The sequence below is a fragment of the Lysobacter sp. N42 genome (assembly GCF_004344885.1).
The window spans coordinates 282,153-299,148 of the sequence record NZ_SKFB01000003.1; the positions used below are offsets into that span (position 1 = coordinate 282,153).

Genomic DNA, 16,996 nt, shown 5'->3' on the forward strand with positions numbered 1-16,996 from the left:
CGTCGTTGTTCAAATTTAATATCCGTACACAATTATTTATTGCCATTGCAGGAACTGGACTGCTGCTTATTGCGTTGGTGCTGTTAGGAACGCGAAGCTTATTTATGCACAACTTCCAAGAGTACTTAGCAGCCCAAGAGCGTGAACGACTCACCCGCGTGGCTATTATTCTTGCTGACTACTACGAACAACAGCAACAGCGTTATGAAGAGCAAATTCAACGAGGTCGTTGGAGTCCCGAACAAGAAATTACGCCCACGAGCTTATGGCGCGAAGCGCTCAGTAATTTGCAGCGAGACCTGATTATTAACCCTGAGCGCTTCAGTGCAGAGTCGCAGCTTTCTTTTGTCGAGTTAAATTTATATACCCCAGCGGGGAACCGAATATTTGGTCCCGAAATTAACGACCCCGTCACTATTCCTATACTCGTTGGTGAGCAAGTTACAGGGCTTTTAAGTACAGTTCGCCCCACTGGAGCTACCGGACCTATAGATGCGGTTTTTGCTCGACAACAGGGTAGTGCACTGCTCTATGCCGGTGGCATCGCCATTTTAGTTGGCGGTTTTGTAGCTTGGCTATTAAGTATTTGGTTTAGGAGACGAATTCGAGCTTTGGCAGACGTAAGTCAGGCTTTGGCGCAAGGAAACTATGGAGCACGTGCAGAACCGAAAGGTCACGACGAACTGTCCGAGCTTGGTGTCGATATGAATAAGCTTGGTGCGGCGCTGGAGAGCGCACAGGAGCAGCGCCAACGCATGTTGGCAGACATCGCGCACGAACTGAGAACACCATTGACGGTTTTGCAAGGTGAAATAGAGTCAGTACAAGACGGTATTCGGGTTGCAGACAATGCGCACCTTGCTCGGTTGCATCACCATGTAACGCATTTAACTCGCTTGGTGAACGACCTACATCAGTTGGCCCAGTCGGACGCTGGCGCGTTAAATTACGAGTGGCAAACCATTGAGTTGAGCAGCTTTGTAAAGGCGATTTGGCAAGATTATCAAGTACGTTTCACTGCAAAGCAGTTAAATGCACAAGCGACATGGCCAGAGCAAACAATAGATATTCTTGGAGACATGGACCGTTTATGCCAAGCACTAAACAATATTATTTCTAATAGTGTTCGATATACCGAGTCGCGTGGCGAGGTTCAGTTGTCATTGTCGGTGAATGAAGACGCGGTAGAGGTGGTACTCGAAGACTCTGCTCCGGGGCTTAACGCTTCCCAATGTGAATTATTGGGTGAGCGATTGTATCGCCCTGATTCTGCCAGAAGCAGAGCAGAGGGAGGGAGTGGTTTAGGTTTGGCAATTACCAAAGCCATTATTAAAGCGCATCATGGAAGTATAGAGTTTGAACCGTCTTCATTGGGCGGTGTCCGAGTCACCATTCAGTTACCACTTCATTCAACCTCGAGAACAACAAGATGAGCCAAGCGTTAATATGGGTAGTAGACGACGAGCCAGACATTCGTGAAATTATGCGCGACTACCTCAAGCATCATGATTATCAAACGGAAGAGTTTGAGTCGGGAGATGCCATGCTAGAGGCGCTTGAGCGAGGCGGAAAGCCAGACTTAGTGTTGTTAGATGTAATGATGCCTGGAAAAGACGGCTTTGAAGTGTGCCAAAAGTTGCGTGCGACAAGCCAAGTGCCCGTTCTCTTTTTAAGTGCGCGCAATGACGAATTAGATAAAATTCTGGGTTTGAAACTAGGCGCAGATGAATATTTGGTTAAACCTACCAGCCCAAGGGAAATTGTTGCTCGAGTTGAAGCCATGTTGCGCCGTATGTCTTGGTCGAAGTCGTCGGAAGATACGAGTAACGCAGCCGAAGGTATTCTTTGCCATTCTATTTTTGAACTCGACCAACAGGCGATGGAGCTGCGCATTGAGGGCAAACCACTGGTGCTGACCCGAGTTGAGTTTCGCTTAGTAAAAATGTTGATGTCACAGCCTGGCAGGGTTTACCCAAGAGAAACATTGGTTGAAGGTGCTTACGAAGATCACCGTATAGTGAGTGACCGAACCGTAGATAGTCATATTAAAAATATTCGTTCTAAAATAGAGAAGTTGGTGCGCGGAGCCGATCCAATACAGTCTATTTATGGTGTGGGATATAAGTGGCTCGAGAATAAAAACTAATTCTCCACACTTTCTCCATATTTTGAACAAACTCGCTCCATAGTGTTAGTCCATGATAAGCCGTGTGAGATGAAACATTCCCTGTGAAGGGCGTTCCCCTAAAGGAGAGAAGTGATGAAAAAATTAACCCAATACTTAGTGCCACTTACACTGGCTTCAATTGTAACTTTGCCTGCTTGTGCACAAGTTCCAGCCGCTGAACAAACGGAGCGTGCTGAAGCGCAAGAACGCGCGGAACACCGTGAAGCCCACCGAGCTGTATGGTTTGAGCATATCCATGGTGAAAGCGACGGTGAGATGCCTCATCCTCCGCGCCCACCTCGTGCAGGGGCTCCGCATATTATGGAGCAGGTAACGATTGTGCGCCGCGAAGCCCTGGAAGAGCAATTTAATGAATTTGACTTAGACAACGACGGCTATGTGAACGTGAACGAGCTGAAGGAAGTTATGGAACGTCAAGCTCGAGAAAAGGCGGAAGCCTTGTTCACCCGACTCGACCAAGACGGTACAGGTATGGTTGACCAACAAGCGTTCATTGATAACATTCATGGATTTCGTGTGATCGACCGTGAACGAATTCGAGCTCGCGCAGAGGCTGCAAGAGAAATGCACGAAGAAGCACGCCGTAGAATGGAAGTGATTATCCATGATGAGAATGGCGAGCGCGTTGTGGAAGAGCGTATTTTTGGACCAATGCCAGAAGGTGAGTACGAGTTATTTATTGAACGAGAGTTTTCTGGAGAAGTTGAGATAGAAGCTGACGTGGTAGAAGTTGAAGAGGAAGCAGAAGAAGAAGGTTCTGGAAACGGCTCTTAAGAACTTCAGAAACATTTTTATACATAATAAAACGGCATCTTTGGGAACAGAGATGCCGTTTTTGTGTCTTAATGTGCTTAGAACATATAACAAGGACTATTTATGACGTTTTTGACGAGACTTTGTCTTACTTTAAGCTTAGCTATAGCTGTTTGGGCAGCGCCAAGCCACGCCCAATCTATTTCTATGGATTTTGACACTAGTGAAACTTATGAGTCGGTGTTAACTGCGGCAACCAATGGCGACATCGACGAAGCCGAAACGTTAATGGAGCGTTTAGAAAGAGAGCATGAAGGCACGGCGGAGTATCATTTTGTGCTCGGGCAAATTGATATGTTCAAAATTAATGAAGCGTCGGCATTTCGCGCGCCCTTTATAGCACGCAGCATGCGCAAAAACTGGGAGCAGGCGTTGGAAATCGACCCTAATTTCGAGCCGGCAGCCTTTAGTTTAGGTATGTTTTATGCTGCGGCTCCAGGAATTGTTGGCGGCGATAAAGACAAAGCGCGAGAATTGCTGGCGCGTTTAGAAGAGATGGACAGTGACTACCAGCATCCGTTCAATGTTGCCATGATAGGGCTAGCTGATGCTGAAACAGAAGAGCAGCAAGCGCAACGCAACAATGATTTAGCTGCCGCATTCGATGAATGGGCCGTAGCTATGCCTAACGAGCTTTCACCTCGTGTGTCTGCAGCTTCTCTACATATTAATGAGAAAAACTGGGAGCAAGCTGAGCGTTACTTGAAAGAGGCCGACGACATTATTGCTCAAGACGAGACGTTGGAGAAATCGGAGATTTATAGTGTCGATTACCAGTGGGGCAAATATGCAGCTGAGTCTGGCTTAGCTTTAGAAAAGGGGCGCGACAGACTACTAGCGTTAATACAGCTTGAAGAGCACCCAGAAGGTTTACGTGAAGGATACAGCCACTTTAGGCTGGCGCAAATATTCAACCACTTGAATCTAGAGCAGGCAAAAGACCTTCATTTAGTAAAAGCTCAAGAACTAGCAAGTGAAGATGAGCAACTGCAAACTGCTATTGATGAGTTTCTTCTAGAGAACCAAAATATTGCAGGCTAAGCGTTGAACCGATAATAAAAAGCGACTCGCGTACTGAAACGGAGTCGCTTTTTTAATGGCTAAAATTTGGCGCTAAACTTAAACGGTTTCAATCTCTTTCGGATTAGGTCCGTATTGGTTCTCGCCAGGTGTACTGTCGGAGACAAAGAAGATAATGAGTACAATAGCCCCAATAAAAGGAATAAGTGCGATAAGTAGCCACCAACCGCTTCTAGAGGTGTCATGCAATCTACGTACGGCAACCGCGATGGCAGGAATAAGAACGGCTAAGCCATATATAACCCCTAAAGTTCCGAATCCCATTTCTGGATTATAGGTGCCTGTCATACGATCCACGAGCATCAGAACAATGCTAGCAATGACATTGAACAAATAGAAAAACCAGTATTCTTTTCTACGCGCTCGACCGCTAAACACTGCGTATTTTTTTAATACTCCAATGTAATAGTCCATATTTCCTCTTTATGTTGTTGTATTTATATGGTTTAACTTCTCAGAATGCACCTTGCAGTATAGACCATTAAATTGCGTTGGGAGTGTCTGTGAAATTTCCTAGAGAACTTTAAAGTCAGACTAAAATTCATCTATTAACTAGCAAAGTCACATGCCTCATTTAGCTTCTTACCACTACGCTTAGTGTAAACAAAACACAAGGAGGTGTTATGGGATTTGCGGTGATGCTTTGTCGGGCGCAGCAAGGTATGGAAGCGCCAGAAGTTCGGGTAGAAGTGAATGTAGGTAAGGGGCTGCCAAGTTTTCAAATTATTGGAATGCCAGAAACTACCGTACGTGAAGCGAAAGACCGAGTACGTACGGCAATTCAGAATAGTGGCATTCCCTTTCCTGTAGCCAAAATTACGGTAAATCTTTCACCTGCAGAGTTGCCTAAGCAGGGAGCGCGGTTTGACCTAGCTATTGCCCTTGGAATTCTTGCCGCGGAAGAAGAATGGACTCTGCCGACTGAGCCATTAGAGTATTATGGTGAGTTAGCTTTGAATGGTTGTATTCAGCATGTTCCTGGGTTGTTGCCCGCTCTAGTACAAGGGCAAAAGCACAACCGCGCAGCTATGATTCCAGCCGAAAATAAGGCTGAAGCCGCGTTATTACAAAAAGCGAAAGTATACGCGCTCGATAATCTATCTCAGGCTATAGCCCATGTTACCGGCATGGAAAAACAAACACCGCTAAAGCCGCAGGCGATAACCCCAAAACCACAAACGCAGGCAAATCTGTCGGACGTTCATGGCCAAGCCCTTGCTAAACGGGCGTTGGTTATAGCGGCTAGTGGCGGTCATCACGTTCTATTTGTCGGCCCGCCTGGCACTGGGAAAACCATGTTGGCAAAGCGTTTAATTGGTTTATTACCCTTGCTCAATGAGGAAGAAGCACTTGAAGTTGCCGCCATAAAGTCGTTAACGGGCCAGCCATTTAATCTTGCTGACTGGCGCCACAGGCCTTTCCGGGCTCCTCATCATTCTTGTTCGGGAACTGCATTGGTGGGTGGTGGTTCAATTCCCAAACCGGGAGAAATCTCACTTAGCTCAAATGGATTAATTTTCTTAGACGAACTTACTGAAATTCCAAGGCATATATTAGACACATTACGAGAGCCAATGGAGTCGGGAGAAGTTCATATTAGCAGGGCTAAAATGCAAGCTACGTTTCCCGCGAAGTTCCAATTTATTGGTGCGCTAAACCCTTCACCGTGCGGTCATTTCGACGGAAGCTTAAGCTCTGCTAGAGCAACGCCCGACCAAATTCTGAAGTATTTAGGCAGAATTTCTGGGCCGTTTCTAGACCGAATCGACCTTCAAGTTGAAGTGCCAAGACAACCTGACGCGTTAAAGCGAAGTTCAGAGCGAACTATAGCGCCGGAAGACACTTCTGAGTATTGGGCGGAGCGAGTAGCAACTGCTCATGGCAAACAGCTGCAAAGACAAAACTGTTTGAACAGTGCGCTAAAAGGAAAAGAATTAGACAATTACTGTGCCTTAAGTGAAAAGGACCATGATTATTTGGTGACTGCAATGGAAAAGTTGCAGCTGTCTCATCGTGCGTATCATCGCACTTTGCGGCTTGCTCGAACTATTGCGGATTTGGAAGGCTCGCATGCAATTGAGCGTATGCATATAACCGAAGCTATGAGCTACCGCGCCCTCGATAACTTGCTTAATCGTTTAAAGGAGTTTTGACAATTTTAGACAATCTATTGGTGAGAATTGGTTCCGGATTGTCCAGGTACTCCTTATATTAAAGTTGTTAACATTATTTTAATAAAAGTCCGAAATTAATCAGAAATACAGGAGTATAGTGATGAAAACTAGGATGGCCGTCTGCTTATTGGCACTTTTTTCCATAACCGGATGCTTTGATGATGACAAGCAACAACTTGATGACCAGCAAGAACTGGTGATCTCAGACACCGAGTTGAGCTTACGGTCTGAGTTCTCAGCGCAGGATTACTTAGAAGATCCCGGTTTTGTTTATTATACATCGGGCAATGGCGTTGAAATCGTTTATAACACGGAGTTTTTTGCTTATCGCTTCGGTAGCTCTGAAGAATGGACAGTCGAGTTAGAAAGCGATTACGAGGTGTATAGAATAGGAGTTATTAGTTCTCAACATTGGGTCAGATCAGGGATCGCCCCCGGAGGATCATATTTTGACCGCGAGGTCGCTCTTGAAGAAACAAGAGACGGGGGAGCAACGTGGAATGAGGTGGATGTTAACGAGGAAGATTTGAATTTAGGTACTGTTCGGTACGACTGGCGGTTTGCATATGACTTTGCAAATAACCGTTTATTTGCCACAAACAATAATAATCTAATGGTTGCTGATTTACCCATCGAGAATTTCACCTTGCTAGATGATTCCCCATGGTATGACGGTTGGGGAGACTTGATTCAACACCAGAGCAGAGATGAGATTTGGCTAATCGGTACTTTGGATATAATGACGATTGGTGGAACACCCGTTGATACCGCGTATGTAAGAAAGTTTTCTGTTTCAGATGGCGTTTCGCTTACTGACATGACAGATAGAATTGGTATGTCTCGAGTATCCCAAGGGTTGATTTTGAACAACCATCCAGATGTAGTTTTGGTGCTTGGCTCTGATGGTGTGGTGAGAACGGAAGATGGAGGTTCAAGTTGGGTGTCCATTTTAGAGTCGGCAAGCTCTTTGTCACAATCAACTAATGGCGACAGAATTTTTGCTTTAAACCACCCGGAAGATGGAAAAGTTGAAATCTATTGTAGCCAAGTATTAGGTGACAGTTGGGTACGTAGCTATATATCGGGGCCGGCTGATGTCGAGGGGTATCGAATGTACAGCAAGGGCGATGAATTGACTTTGATAGCTCGGGGAGGACGCGTTTTTTCACTTCCTATGTCTGATGTCCCATGTAATCTTTAAAGTTTAACCCCAGGGAGGGGGCTCGCCAGAACTTAGCTCTTCTCACAGAAGCTATGAGCTATCGAGCGCTAGATACCTTGCTGAACCAACTGAAGGCGCTTTGACAAGATCATACATATCTTGAATGTATTTTGTCGTTATCGGGTATAGAGTTATGTTTGAATCGTGTCGTCTTGATTCGAAGGAATGATTAGATTTCAAAGAGGAGAAATAACGATGAATTTCAAAGTACTCGCTTGTACCTTGCCTGCCATAATTCTAATGGGTTGTATCAATGACAGTGAGAGAACCGTCAAGGATAGCCAAGAAAGCTTGTCCCTTACACCTGTTCTGTCCTCTGCAGAATTAACCGAAGGAGCAAGCATTAATGGGTATATTGCCAAAGACGGTGTCGAGCTTGTTTACGGTCTTGGTGTTCTAGCTTCTCGTGTTGACGGTGGAGACTGGACAATTGAGACTTCAAATAACTTTTACGGGTTTGGTGCTGAGATCGTTGATTCTCAGCATTGGATATTTGGTGTTGCAAGATCAGCATCAGATGGAGCAAGTAGTGCTCGTCGAGTGGTAGAGCAAACTATTGATGCAGGTACGACTTGGAGTTCGGTTGATGTTGCAGTGGATTTGGACGCTTATGACTTTGTCGGCGGGTTCGCGTACGACTACAACCAAGATCAATTATTTACCAGTGTTGATTTAGGTTTGGCGGTAACAACTCTGCCCAATCTAGAGTTTGAGATGCTTTCTGAGGTAAGCGACTTTCCTAATGACTCAGTAAAACTGTTGCTAAATCCCAACCGAGATGAATTGTGGATGATTGGTGCGTTAGGCATTGCATCGGGGGGCGGTTCTGTAGATACCGCATACGTAAAGCGCTTTGATTTATCCGAGTCTCCGATTGGTACAGATGATTTTTCAGAGGCTGTTGAATTTTCTACGGTGTATGGTGGATTAATTTACTCAAACGACCCAGATGTAGTGCTGGTTTCTGGCTCTGGCGGGATTATGAGAACAGAAGACGGAGGAGCCAATTGGCGTCATGTTCTCAAAAACAGGAATATCCATAATGTGGTGGAGTCTGAATCTGGTGACCGCATATACACCGCATACTTAGAAAACGAACATGTAAAAGTCGCGTGCAGCGAGTCGATGGGCAACCGCTGGACTGCTAGCACTGTAGATACAGATTCAGCTGTTGGTGTAACACTAATCGAGCGTAACGGGGATAAGCTGATACTCGGTTTTGACAGGGAAAGCCTACACGCTGTTGCCTTGTCTGATATACCATGTGAACGCTAAGTATTAACACCTTATCGGGTGTATTCGCCAAAACTCAGCTCTTAGACTATGCTTTTTAGGTTGTTGAAAAAAATAACCTAAAGCCGAGAGAGCTGAGTTTTCATGTTTAAGTATTTGTCCGTCATTCCCCTTGTCGCAGTCTTAATCTACTCCCCTGCAAAAGCTCAAGAAAACGAAACACTGGAAATCGCCGTGGAATATTATGATTTCATAAGCGATACAATGGCTTTTGGTAATGTTATTGGCAATTATTGTAGCGAGCATGTTGAGGGAGATACGGAGGCAGCTTCCCTAGCAAAACAATCTGCCCAGACCATAATGTACGTTATCAATTCTTCTCTCCCCCCTTTTAAAAAGAATCCGATTATCACAAGTACTCAAAACAAAATTGTGGATTTTGAGGAAATGGTAAATAACACCAGTGGTTGCAGAATTGAAGACTACCGAATGATCTCGGGAATTCTTGATGACATCAAGCTAGCGGTCGATAGGGCAGAGGAGAGTTAACACTATGGGTAAATCTTTATTCGTTATAGCACTATCATTAGGTTTAGTAAGTATTCCACTCGCTGCAAAGACCAAGGGCCAACCAGGCATAGAAATTACACCAGAGACAAGTGAGCAAATCGTCGACTGGATAGCTCACGGTAGAAATGTGGGATGGAAGTGTGAGCATTTTCATATGAATGACATTCCCGGAGCGAGTGAACTTGAAGAAATGGGAATGAATACGTTTATTCGTATGAGAGATACCACGTTTGATCCTGAACTCACCGATGATATTGCAGAGAGAGCCCGGGTTAGAATTCGTTATCTTCAATATCAACTTCCAACTAACTTCGACTTTGGCCAATGCGCACAAGACGAGATAGCAAAATTTGAAAGTCAACTCATGCAAGTTAACGCAGCATTAGATCGTGCGGAATCAACCCAATAAAAGCGAGAAAGTAAAATGAGAACATGGTTTTTTGTATTAATTATTGCCGTTACTTGCGGCTTAAGTTTGCCTACAGAAGCCCGCCAGAAAGGCGGACGCGTACAATTAGTTGAAAGCAATTTTGAATATATTATTCAAACCCTAGCAACGGCAGACCTTGCCGCGGGAAGATGTCAACATGCGATTGGATCAGGTGACAACGCAGAACAGCTTTCCGAAGTTACTTTGGCTACACTTATAAACATTCGAGACTCATCTCTAAGTGAGAATGTGAGAGTTACCTTGTTTAACGGCACGCTACAACGTGCGCGCGACCCTCAATTTCAGCAGACGTTCCAAGCGAGTTATTGCGAACCTAATAATATGGTGGACTTAACCGGAAAGGTTCTTGAAATTAATGACGCGGTGAACAGGGAAACTCGTTAGCAACTAGCTTGCCTCTATTTAAAACTATCGGTAGCCTTGAGGTCGATTTGACGTAACTCATGAGGTTTCAGTATGCCTATTCAGCAACGAATTGGTTGGATTGCTGCCGCAGTATTGGCATTAACATTACCTATTTGGTTAGACGCCGTATTAGCCCCAGGCGATAGCTTAACTATTTGGACATGGAGCGACGCACGCGCGACAGTAGAGCGCGGTATTGCGATTCTTTTTGTTGTATCTGCATTTGTTGGCTACCTGTTTTTTAGAAAAGCAGCAAAAGATTGGAAGGAATGGAAAGCGATTCGTTTCGGCTTAGGTATGTGGAGCGCTCTTGTCATTTTATTTTCTGGCTCGACGTTTTATTTATTCGGTATCAGTGTGCAGTCTGAAGCGGCGAGTTATGAAAGAGATAATTTTGTTGTACGTACCATTCAGTCCGAGGCAGTTGATGGCACTTCCCACTTTGTCACCGTGATGAGCTGTGAGCGTAAAATCACTTCGCAAACGGTTATTTACTTAGACGAATTCACGGGTGGAAATGGCGCGGGCTTCCGTGAAAGTGACGAGGAAGAAAGCATCTTATTCATTGACTACACCAATGAAGGTCGGGTGTTGAATACCACCTCGTTCGACTTAGACAGTCTTTACAATCAATGTGTGTCGGGAAGTTCACCACGCCCGAACCCAAATGCAGTTGGTTCAGGCGCGTAAAACATATCTCTAGTCAAAATTGTACTGGTAGTTATCTTCCCAGCCCCAAGGTGCCGGTGGCGCTTCAACAGGCTGGGAAAGATCGACTTCTACTTGGAAGTCACGATTTTCTCTAAGCAGCCTATAGTTCATCGTTGTTGGTGTTGGGAAGCTGACAATCCACGTATTGTCGATTGAGGCGCTTAATCCTGTTTCTGAAAACATTTGTTTACTGAAATCGTCGGCAGGGAAAGACTGCTCAGTTGCTGTGCCCGCTGTGTAAGACGTGCCGCCATACCAAGTTACTGGGTCGTGCGTGCCGTCTTCATGGCGGTGATCGTGCTTGAGCTGTAAACCTAACGTAGTTTGCGTGAATACCCACGTACGCGAATGGTTGTCGCCCACATGCAATGGCACACGAATCCGGTCGTCTTGGCATTCTCTAATTTCAATGACGATGCGAGAATTCATCCAAGTTTGGTCTGTTTCCGGATTACCTTTCACCACCTCGCCTTCATAAGCGTTACCGCAATGTTCTGCTAACGTGTCGAAAAACACTTGTTGTGGGTCTGGGTCGGCAGGCGTGCAGCCAATGACCAAAGCTGACAGTGCGGTAAAAGAAAGTGTTGCTAGCGCTCGCATTATAAATTCCTCTGATTATTCTATTTTGTGGTTATGTTAACTTGAATTAAGAACAAGCCAAATGTTTTTGAATAGTTAAGGCGAAAACGTTCTAGCATAGAACTCAGTTGAATGGCTTGTTTGTTGCCGCTTTAGTATCATACGCAGCAAATTTGTACCATATATATACCGGAAACGTATTTTTCAAAAGGTTTGCACATGAATGTTTATCAAAATGCACTAGAAATGATCGGAAACACTCCGATGATGCGAGTGAGTAATATCGACACAGGTCCTTGTGAGCTGTACTTGAAACTTGAAACGGCAAACCCAGGGCTGTCGATTAAAGACCGCATTGCGGTTTACATGATCGATGAAGCCGAAAAGCAGGGCAAGATTAAGCCAGGCGACACGCTTATTGAAGGTACTGCAGGTAATACCGGTTTAGGGTTGGCCATTGTTGCAGCCCAGCGTGGTTACAAACTGATTATTGTTCTACCCGACAAGATGAGTCGTGAAAAACTTTACAACCTAAAAGCTTTGGGTGCAGAAGTAATTGAAACTCGCTCAGACGTGCAAAAAGGTCACCCTGAGTATTACCAGGATTTAGCCGAGCGTTTGTCGAAAGAGCGCGGTGCGTATTACATCAATCAATTTGAAAATCCGGCGAATGTGAAAGCTCATTACGAAACTACTGGTCCTGAAATTTGGCAGCAAATGGACGCTAAGCTCGACGCTTTCGTATGTGGTGTTGGCTCAGGCGGCACGTTAAGCGGTGTGGGTAAATACCTGCGCGAACAGAAGCAAGACATTGATTTGGTACTAGCTGATCCAGACGGTTCAATTCTTGCGCCATTGGTGAACGAAGGTAAAGACGTTGAAGCCGGCAGCTGGCGCATTGAAGGTATTGGCGAGGACTTTATTCCAGTAATTTGCGACATTGAACTTGCAGGAAAGGCTTACGCCATTTCAGACCGTGAAAGTTTAGAAACTTCACGCGAAGTACTTCGTAAGGAAGGCATTATGGTTGGGTCTTCAAGCGGTACGCTCATTGCGGCTGCTTTGCGCTATTGCCGTGAACAAACCGAACCTAAGCGTGTCGTTACACTAGCTTGTGACACGGGCGCACGTTACTTATCTAAACATTTCAACGACGAGTGGATGGCCGCTCAAGACTTTGGCGACGAATAAGAGGTAAACCATGCAAGATACATCTAAATTGGCATTCGCAACACGCGCAATTCATGGTGGCCAAGAGCCAGAGCCTGTTACAGGAGCTGTGATGCCTCCTATCGTGACCAGCTCAACTTATATTCAGAAAAGTCCGGGCGTGCATGCAGGGTTTGAATACTCGCGGTCCCATAACCCTACGCGTTTCGCTTGGGAGCGCGCGGTAGCCAACCTTGAAGGTGGGCGCAACGGTTATGCGTTTGGCTCTGGCATGGCAGCTACATCTACGATTCTGGAAATCCTAGATTCGGGCGATCATGTTGTTGCGATGGACGACTTATACGGCGGTAGCTTCCGCTTGTTTGACAAAGTTCGTGAGCGCTCAGCGGGTTTGCAATTCTCATACGTTGACTTGGCGGACTTAGAAGCGGTTAAGGCTTCTTTGCGCCCTGAAACACGCATGATTTGGGTAGAAACACCAAGTAACCCAATGTTAAAGCTGGTAGATATTAAAGCTATCGTGGAGATTGCACGCGCGCACCGTGAAGACATGATTGTCGTGGTCGACAATACTTTTGCGACGCCATATAACCAGCGTCCATTAGATTTAGGTGCAGACATTGTGATGCACTCAGCAACCAAATACTTGAACGGCCACTCAGACATGGTAGGTGGTGTAGCGGTTGTAGGTGAGCGCGAAGACTTAATTGAGCAAATGACCTTTTTGCAGAACTCAGTAGGCGCAATTGCAGGACCATTCGACAGCTACCTTGCGCTTCGTGGTTTAAAAACATTGGCGTTAAGAATGCGCCAACACAACGAAGCAGCCCTAGAAATTGCGAAGTGGCTTGAGGCTCATCCGAAAGTTCGTAAAGTGGTTCATCCTGGCTTAGAAAGTCACCCACAACATGAGCTTGCGAAATCGCAAATGAGTGGATTTGGCGGCATGATTTCAATTTTCTTGGAAGGCGATATTGAAAGTGCTCGCAAATTCCTAGAAGCAGTAGAAATCTTTGCACTTGCTGAAAGCTTGGGTGGCGTGGAAAGTTTAATCGAACACCCTGCAATTATGACTCACGCTTCAATTCCGAAGGAAAACCGAGAGAAGCTTGGCATTCATGACAACTTCGTTCGTATTTCTGTTGGTATAGAAGAAACGGCAGACTTGATCGCTGACTTGGAACAAGCGCTAGGAGCGTTTTAATGTCTGTTCGTCCTTTTCATTTGGCGATTCCAGTTAAAGACCTAGACAACGCGCGTAAGTTTTACGCGCAAGTTCTAGGTTGTGAGCAAGGGCGCTCTTCCGACCATTGGATTGACTGGAACTTTTACGGGCACCAGCTTGTTACCCATGTAGCACCAGAGCGCGTGCAACCACCTGCCAATAATGCTGTAGACGGACACGCAGTCCCTGTGCCGCATTTCGGTGTAGTGTTAGATATGGAAACATGGGAAGCATTAGCTGAACGCGTGAAAGCTGCGGGTATTGAGTTTGTGATAGAACCCTATATTCGTTTTAAAGGACAACCTGGCGAGCAAGCCACAATGTTCTTTTACGACTATTGCGGCAATGCGCTTGAGTTCAAAGCGTTTGCAGACTTGGACCAGTTGTTTGCGAGCTAACCTTTAGTCGTCAAAGCAAATAAACTCGCCCATAGCTGACATAGTTAAGCAGGAATGGGCGGGTACAATAACCAGCATATCCCCAAGCTTTAAGTCTTTGATCATGGTTTTAGGCAAATGAATTTTGCCATGCTCTTGTGACAATCCTTTGATGTAGGCGTCGCCTACTGGAGCTCCCCAGCCATTTTCGGTGGTATGCATGACTTGCCCAAATACTTTTTGGCCGTTCATTTCAGCAGAGTCTTTAGAAAAGTGCACTGCGCCACCGTGAACTACGACTTCTTCCCGTTCTGGGTAACGGGCGATAACAGGGCATGCAACCGCTAGTGCTATGTCATTCCAATCACAACTACCAATCAGTTTTTGCTGTAGGTCGTAAAATACATAGTTGCCGGGGCGTATTTCAGTTGCACCCGGAAAAGTCGACATTTGGCTACAAGTTGGCGTATCACCAATGGAAACGCGAAGTGGTTCGCCTTGCCAGTCCATCATGTCGAGCAACTCTTTTAGCCGGTGCGAGCTTTCTTGGTGAACACCTTGAATATCTTTTAAGCCATGCGCGAGATAACTATGACCGCTATGAACCATTAAACCGAGCTGATTGACTTGTTTATGCGCTTGTAAGGCGTCCAACAACCGCTTAATTCTGCCATATTGCTGCCAATGTATACCTGTTCGGCCGTAACCGGTGTCTACTTCGACACTTACCGCTACCTTATGGCTAAGGTGAGAGAGTAGTTCAAGGGTGTCTTCGTGTTCAATAGAGAGCGTAAGGTTCACTTTACTGGCTAGATTGTTTAAAGCTGGAAGCTCTCTCGGATTTACAGGTATAGCGATATGAATATCTCGCCAGCCCGCACTAGCAAACTCATTTGCCATTTTTAATGATGACACGGCGATAGGCGTGGTTTCTGGTGTGCCGAACCATTTGCCAATAATTGTAGACTGGTGTGTTTTGAAGTGTGGGCGAAGTTGTACTTGTGCTGCTTCAGCTTTTGCCTTCATGCTCTCAATATTACGCTTCGCTCTCGTTCTGTTGACGAGTACCGTAGGACCCGTAAGAGTTGACCAATTAAGTTTCATGAGGCGACTCCAACTTGTCTACATGCCAGGGCAGGCGTGCTATGTCTACGTTACCACCGCTAATAATAAGGCCAATACGCTGCTTTTGAAATTGCGCTTTGTGTTTAATCACCGCTGCAAGAACCGTTGCTGAAGAAGGTTCAATGACCACTTTAAGTTCCTGCCAAATAAGGTACATTGCTTCGACTATTTCTTCTTCGGTTATGCACAAAATGTCTTTTACGAATGACTGGATGACTTCAAATGGATATTCACCAAGCCTAGTAAGTAAGCCGTCGCAGATACTTTTTAAACCTTTTTCTTTTTGAATTGCGCCTTTCTGTAACGACTCCCAAGCGTCATTTACATTTACGGGTTCAGCACCAAACACTGGAATGTCCTGGCTGTGACCAACCATGCAAGTTCCGGCAAGCAAGCCGCCACCGCCGACCGGAGCGACTAACGCATTTAAGTCTGGCACGGCTTTAATTAACTCTAATGAAGCCGTTGCTTGCCCTGCAATAATAGTAGGGTGATTGTAGGGCGGTATAAAAATTTCACGACTGTGTTGTTGTTGCTCTTCCACGAAAGCGTCTCGCGCTGCCATACCGAGTTCAAGTTCGGTAATTTTTGCGTGATAACGCTGCATGTTTTGCTTTTTAACCCGTGGTGCGTTCTTTGGAACGCCCACATGAACCGGAATACCAAGTTTTTCCCCAGCGCAAGCCAGTGCCGCGCCATGGTTCCCAGAAGACACCGTATAAACACCAGCTTTGCGTTGTTCGCTGTTGAGCTGCAGTAGTGCATGGCAAGCGCCACGAAACTTAAATGCGCCGGTGCGCTGTAAGTTTTCACATTTAAAATAGAGTTTGGCACCCACAAGCTCGTTAATGCCTCGGCTCGTTAACACAGGCGTGCAATGGATATGCGGAGCAATAAGTTGCTCAGCTTGATATATCGTTTGCAGGTTGAGTGCGTCGACACCTGCTGCATGTTGCCAACCAGTCAAGTTTTTTACCCCATGTTTATGGTGCGGTTTTGTGCAAAAGAGTACACTATGCTAACTATTATACGCTAGCACACGCCAACACGTTTTGGAGAAACATCATGGATTTATGGACCGCCTCGATCACGCTTTTGCTGATTATGAACCCGTTGGGTAATTTGCCCATATTCATTTCAGTATTGCGTCATATTGAGCCTAAACGCCGCAAAGTTGTGTTAGCGCGCGAACTTATTTTTGCCCTTATATTTATGTTGCTGTTTTTATACGCAGGAACTTGGTTACTTTCGAGCTTAGGGCTAAGGCAAGAAAGCGTAAGTATAGCCGGCGGTATTATTCTATTTATTATCGCACTTCGTATGATATTCCCGCAGCCGGGCGGTGTTCTTGGTTTACCTGCGGGCGACGAACCCTTTATTGTTCCTTTGGCTATTCCATTGATCTCAGGGCCTTCGTTATTGGCGTCGCTTATTCTGCTTGCCAACCAAGAGCCTGAGCGTATGTTCGACTGGACCGTAGCTGCAGGTGTAGCGTGGCTTATTTCTGCTACGGTGCTTATGTTTAGCAGTGTGGTTATGCGAGGCTTGGGTCAGCGTGGTTTGAATGCTATCGAACGTTTAATGGGTATGATCTTGATTATGGTTGCGGTGCAAATGTTCCTCGACGGTATTATGCGTTATGTCAGCCAAGGCATGGCCGGTTAATTCTCAAA

18 protein-coding genes and 1 pseudogene are annotated in these 16,996 nt (G+C 45.7%); 15 read left to right on the forward strand and 4 right to left on the reverse strand.

What is annotated here, in order from left to right; all coding sequences use genetic code 11:
• Positions 1 to 5: 5 nt before the first annotated feature.
• The 4 genes from EYQ95_RS08795 to EYQ95_RS08810 all read left to right on the forward strand — a co-directional run bounded on the left by EYQ95_RS08795 (position 6) and on the right by EYQ95_RS08810 (position 4,042).
• Positions 6 to 1,433, forward strand: a complete 1,428-nt coding sequence (locus EYQ95_RS08795; protein ID WP_111915417.1) for an ATP-binding protein — start codon at positions 6 to 8, stop codon at positions 1,431 to 1,433.
• On the forward strand, positions 1,430 to 2,146 hold the full coding sequence (locus tag EYQ95_RS08800) for a response regulator (protein WP_111915416.1): 717 nt from the start codon (positions 1,430 to 1,432) through the stop codon (positions 2,144 to 2,146). Before EYQ95_RS08795 ends, EYQ95_RS08800 begins: the two co-directional genes overlap by 4 nt.
• Positions 2,147 to 2,260: 114 nt before the next feature.
• Positions 2,261 to 2,962, forward strand: a complete 702-nt coding sequence (locus tag EYQ95_RS08805) for an EF-hand domain-containing protein (protein WP_111915415.1) — start codon at positions 2,261 to 2,263, stop codon at positions 2,960 to 2,962.
• A gap of 102 nt (positions 2,963 to 3,064) precedes the next feature.
• Positions 3,065 to 4,042, forward strand: coding sequence for a lipopolysaccharide assembly protein LapB (locus tag EYQ95_RS08810; protein ID WP_111915414.1), 978 nt, complete (start codon positions 3,065 to 3,067; stop codon positions 4,040 to 4,042).
• A gap of 78 nt (positions 4,043 to 4,120) precedes the next feature.
• Here the strand turns inward: EYQ95_RS08810 and EYQ95_RS08815 are convergent, their stop codons facing one another.
• The gene (locus EYQ95_RS08815) at positions 4,121 to 4,495 is read right to left on the reverse strand and encodes a DUF805 domain-containing protein (protein ID WP_111915413.1); all 375 of its coding nucleotides are present in this window, start codon (positions 4,493 to 4,495) and stop codon (positions 4,121 to 4,123) included.
• A gap of 209 nt (positions 4,496 to 4,704) precedes the next feature.
• Between EYQ95_RS08815 and EYQ95_RS08820 the strand changes: the two genes are divergently transcribed.
• From EYQ95_RS08820 to EYQ95_RS08850, 7 genes are all read left to right on the forward strand, one after another.
• Entirely contained in the window at positions 4,705 to 6,234 is a 1,530-nt protein-coding gene (locus tag EYQ95_RS08820) for a YifB family Mg chelatase-like AAA ATPase (RefSeq protein ID WP_111915412.1), read from the forward strand.
• A gap of 121 nt (positions 6,235 to 6,355) precedes the next feature.
• Positions 6,356 to 7,456, forward strand: coding sequence for a hypothetical protein (locus EYQ95_RS08825; protein ID WP_111915411.1), 1,101 nt, complete (start codon positions 6,356 to 6,358; stop codon positions 7,454 to 7,456).
• Positions 7,457 to 7,672: 216 nt separating this feature from the next.
• Positions 7,673 to 8,752, forward strand: a complete 1,080-nt coding sequence (locus EYQ95_RS08830; RefSeq protein ID WP_111915410.1) for a hypothetical protein — start codon at positions 7,673 to 7,675, stop codon at positions 8,750 to 8,752.
• A 102-nt stretch (positions 8,753 to 8,854) separates the two neighbouring features.
• The gene (locus EYQ95_RS08835) at positions 8,855 to 9,259 is read left to right on the forward strand and encodes a hypothetical protein (RefSeq protein WP_111915409.1); all 405 of its coding nucleotides are present in this window, start codon (positions 8,855 to 8,857) and stop codon (positions 9,257 to 9,259) included.
• A 4-nt stretch (positions 9,260 to 9,263) separates the two neighbouring features.
• Positions 9,264 to 9,689: a hypothetical protein gene (locus tag EYQ95_RS08840; RefSeq protein WP_111915408.1), complete on the forward strand. Its 426-nt coding sequence runs from the start codon at positions 9,264 to 9,266 to the stop codon at positions 9,687 to 9,689.
• Positions 9,690 to 9,704: 15 nt separating this feature from the next.
• The gene (locus EYQ95_RS08845; protein WP_111915407.1) at positions 9,705 to 10,115 is read left to right on the forward strand and encodes a hypothetical protein; all 411 of its coding nucleotides are present in this window, start codon (positions 9,705 to 9,707) and stop codon (positions 10,113 to 10,115) included.
• Between the two features lie 72 nt (positions 10,116 to 10,187).
• The gene (locus EYQ95_RS08850; RefSeq protein ID WP_111915406.1) at positions 10,188 to 10,826 is read left to right on the forward strand and encodes a hypothetical protein; all 639 of its coding nucleotides are present in this window, start codon (positions 10,188 to 10,190) and stop codon (positions 10,824 to 10,826) included.
• A gap of 9 nt (positions 10,827 to 10,835) precedes the next feature.
• On the opposite strand, the gene EYQ95_RS08855 is transcribed toward EYQ95_RS08850, so the two are convergent.
• Positions 10,836 to 11,447 carry a hypothetical protein gene (locus EYQ95_RS08855; protein ID WP_111915405.1) on the reverse strand — a complete coding sequence of 204 codons (612 nt, stop codon included), beginning with the start codon at positions 11,445 to 11,447 and terminating at the stop codon, positions 10,836 to 10,838.
• A gap of 198 nt (positions 11,448 to 11,645) precedes the next feature.
• Between EYQ95_RS08855 and EYQ95_RS08860 the strand changes: the two are divergent.
• The 3 genes and pseudogenes from EYQ95_RS08860 to EYQ95_RS08870 all read left to right on the forward strand — a co-directional run.
• A pseudogene (locus EYQ95_RS08860) lies at positions 11,646 to 12,605 on the forward strand (PLP-dependent cysteine synthase family protein); the annotation flags it as partial.
• A 22-nt stretch (positions 12,606 to 12,627) separates the two neighbouring features.
• Positions 12,628 to 13,800: a cystathionine gamma-synthase gene (locus EYQ95_RS08865; RefSeq protein ID WP_111915403.1), complete on the forward strand. Its 1,173-nt coding sequence runs from the start codon at positions 12,628 to 12,630 to the stop codon at positions 13,798 to 13,800.
• Positions 13,800 to 14,219 (forward strand): VOC family protein, encoded by a 420-nt coding sequence (locus EYQ95_RS08870; RefSeq protein WP_111915402.1) that lies wholly within the window; start codon positions 13,800 to 13,802, stop codon positions 14,217 to 14,219. The genes EYQ95_RS08865 and EYQ95_RS08870 overlap by 1 nt, the downstream gene beginning before the upstream one ends.
• A 3-nt stretch (positions 14,220 to 14,222) precedes the next feature.
• Here the strand turns inward: EYQ95_RS08870 and EYQ95_RS08875 are convergent, their stop codons facing one another.
• A complete protein-coding gene (locus EYQ95_RS08875; RefSeq protein WP_111915401.1) occupies positions 14,223 to 15,302 on the reverse strand; it encodes an alanine racemase in 1,080 nt (359 codons plus the stop codon).
• Positions 15,292 to 16,290: a threonine/serine dehydratase gene (locus tag EYQ95_RS08880; protein WP_111915400.1), complete on the reverse strand. Its 999-nt coding sequence runs from the start codon at positions 16,288 to 16,290 to the stop codon at positions 15,292 to 15,294. Before EYQ95_RS08880 ends, EYQ95_RS08875 begins: the two co-directional genes overlap by 11 nt.
• A 98-nt stretch (positions 16,291 to 16,388) precedes the next feature.
• Here EYQ95_RS08880 and EYQ95_RS08885 point away from each other — a divergent pair, with 98 nt between their 5' ends.
• Positions 16,389 to 16,988: a YhgN family NAAT transporter gene (locus EYQ95_RS08885; RefSeq protein ID WP_111915399.1), complete on the forward strand. Its 600-nt coding sequence runs from the start codon at positions 16,389 to 16,391 to the stop codon at positions 16,986 to 16,988.
• Positions 16,989 to 16,996 lie beyond the last annotated feature (8 nt).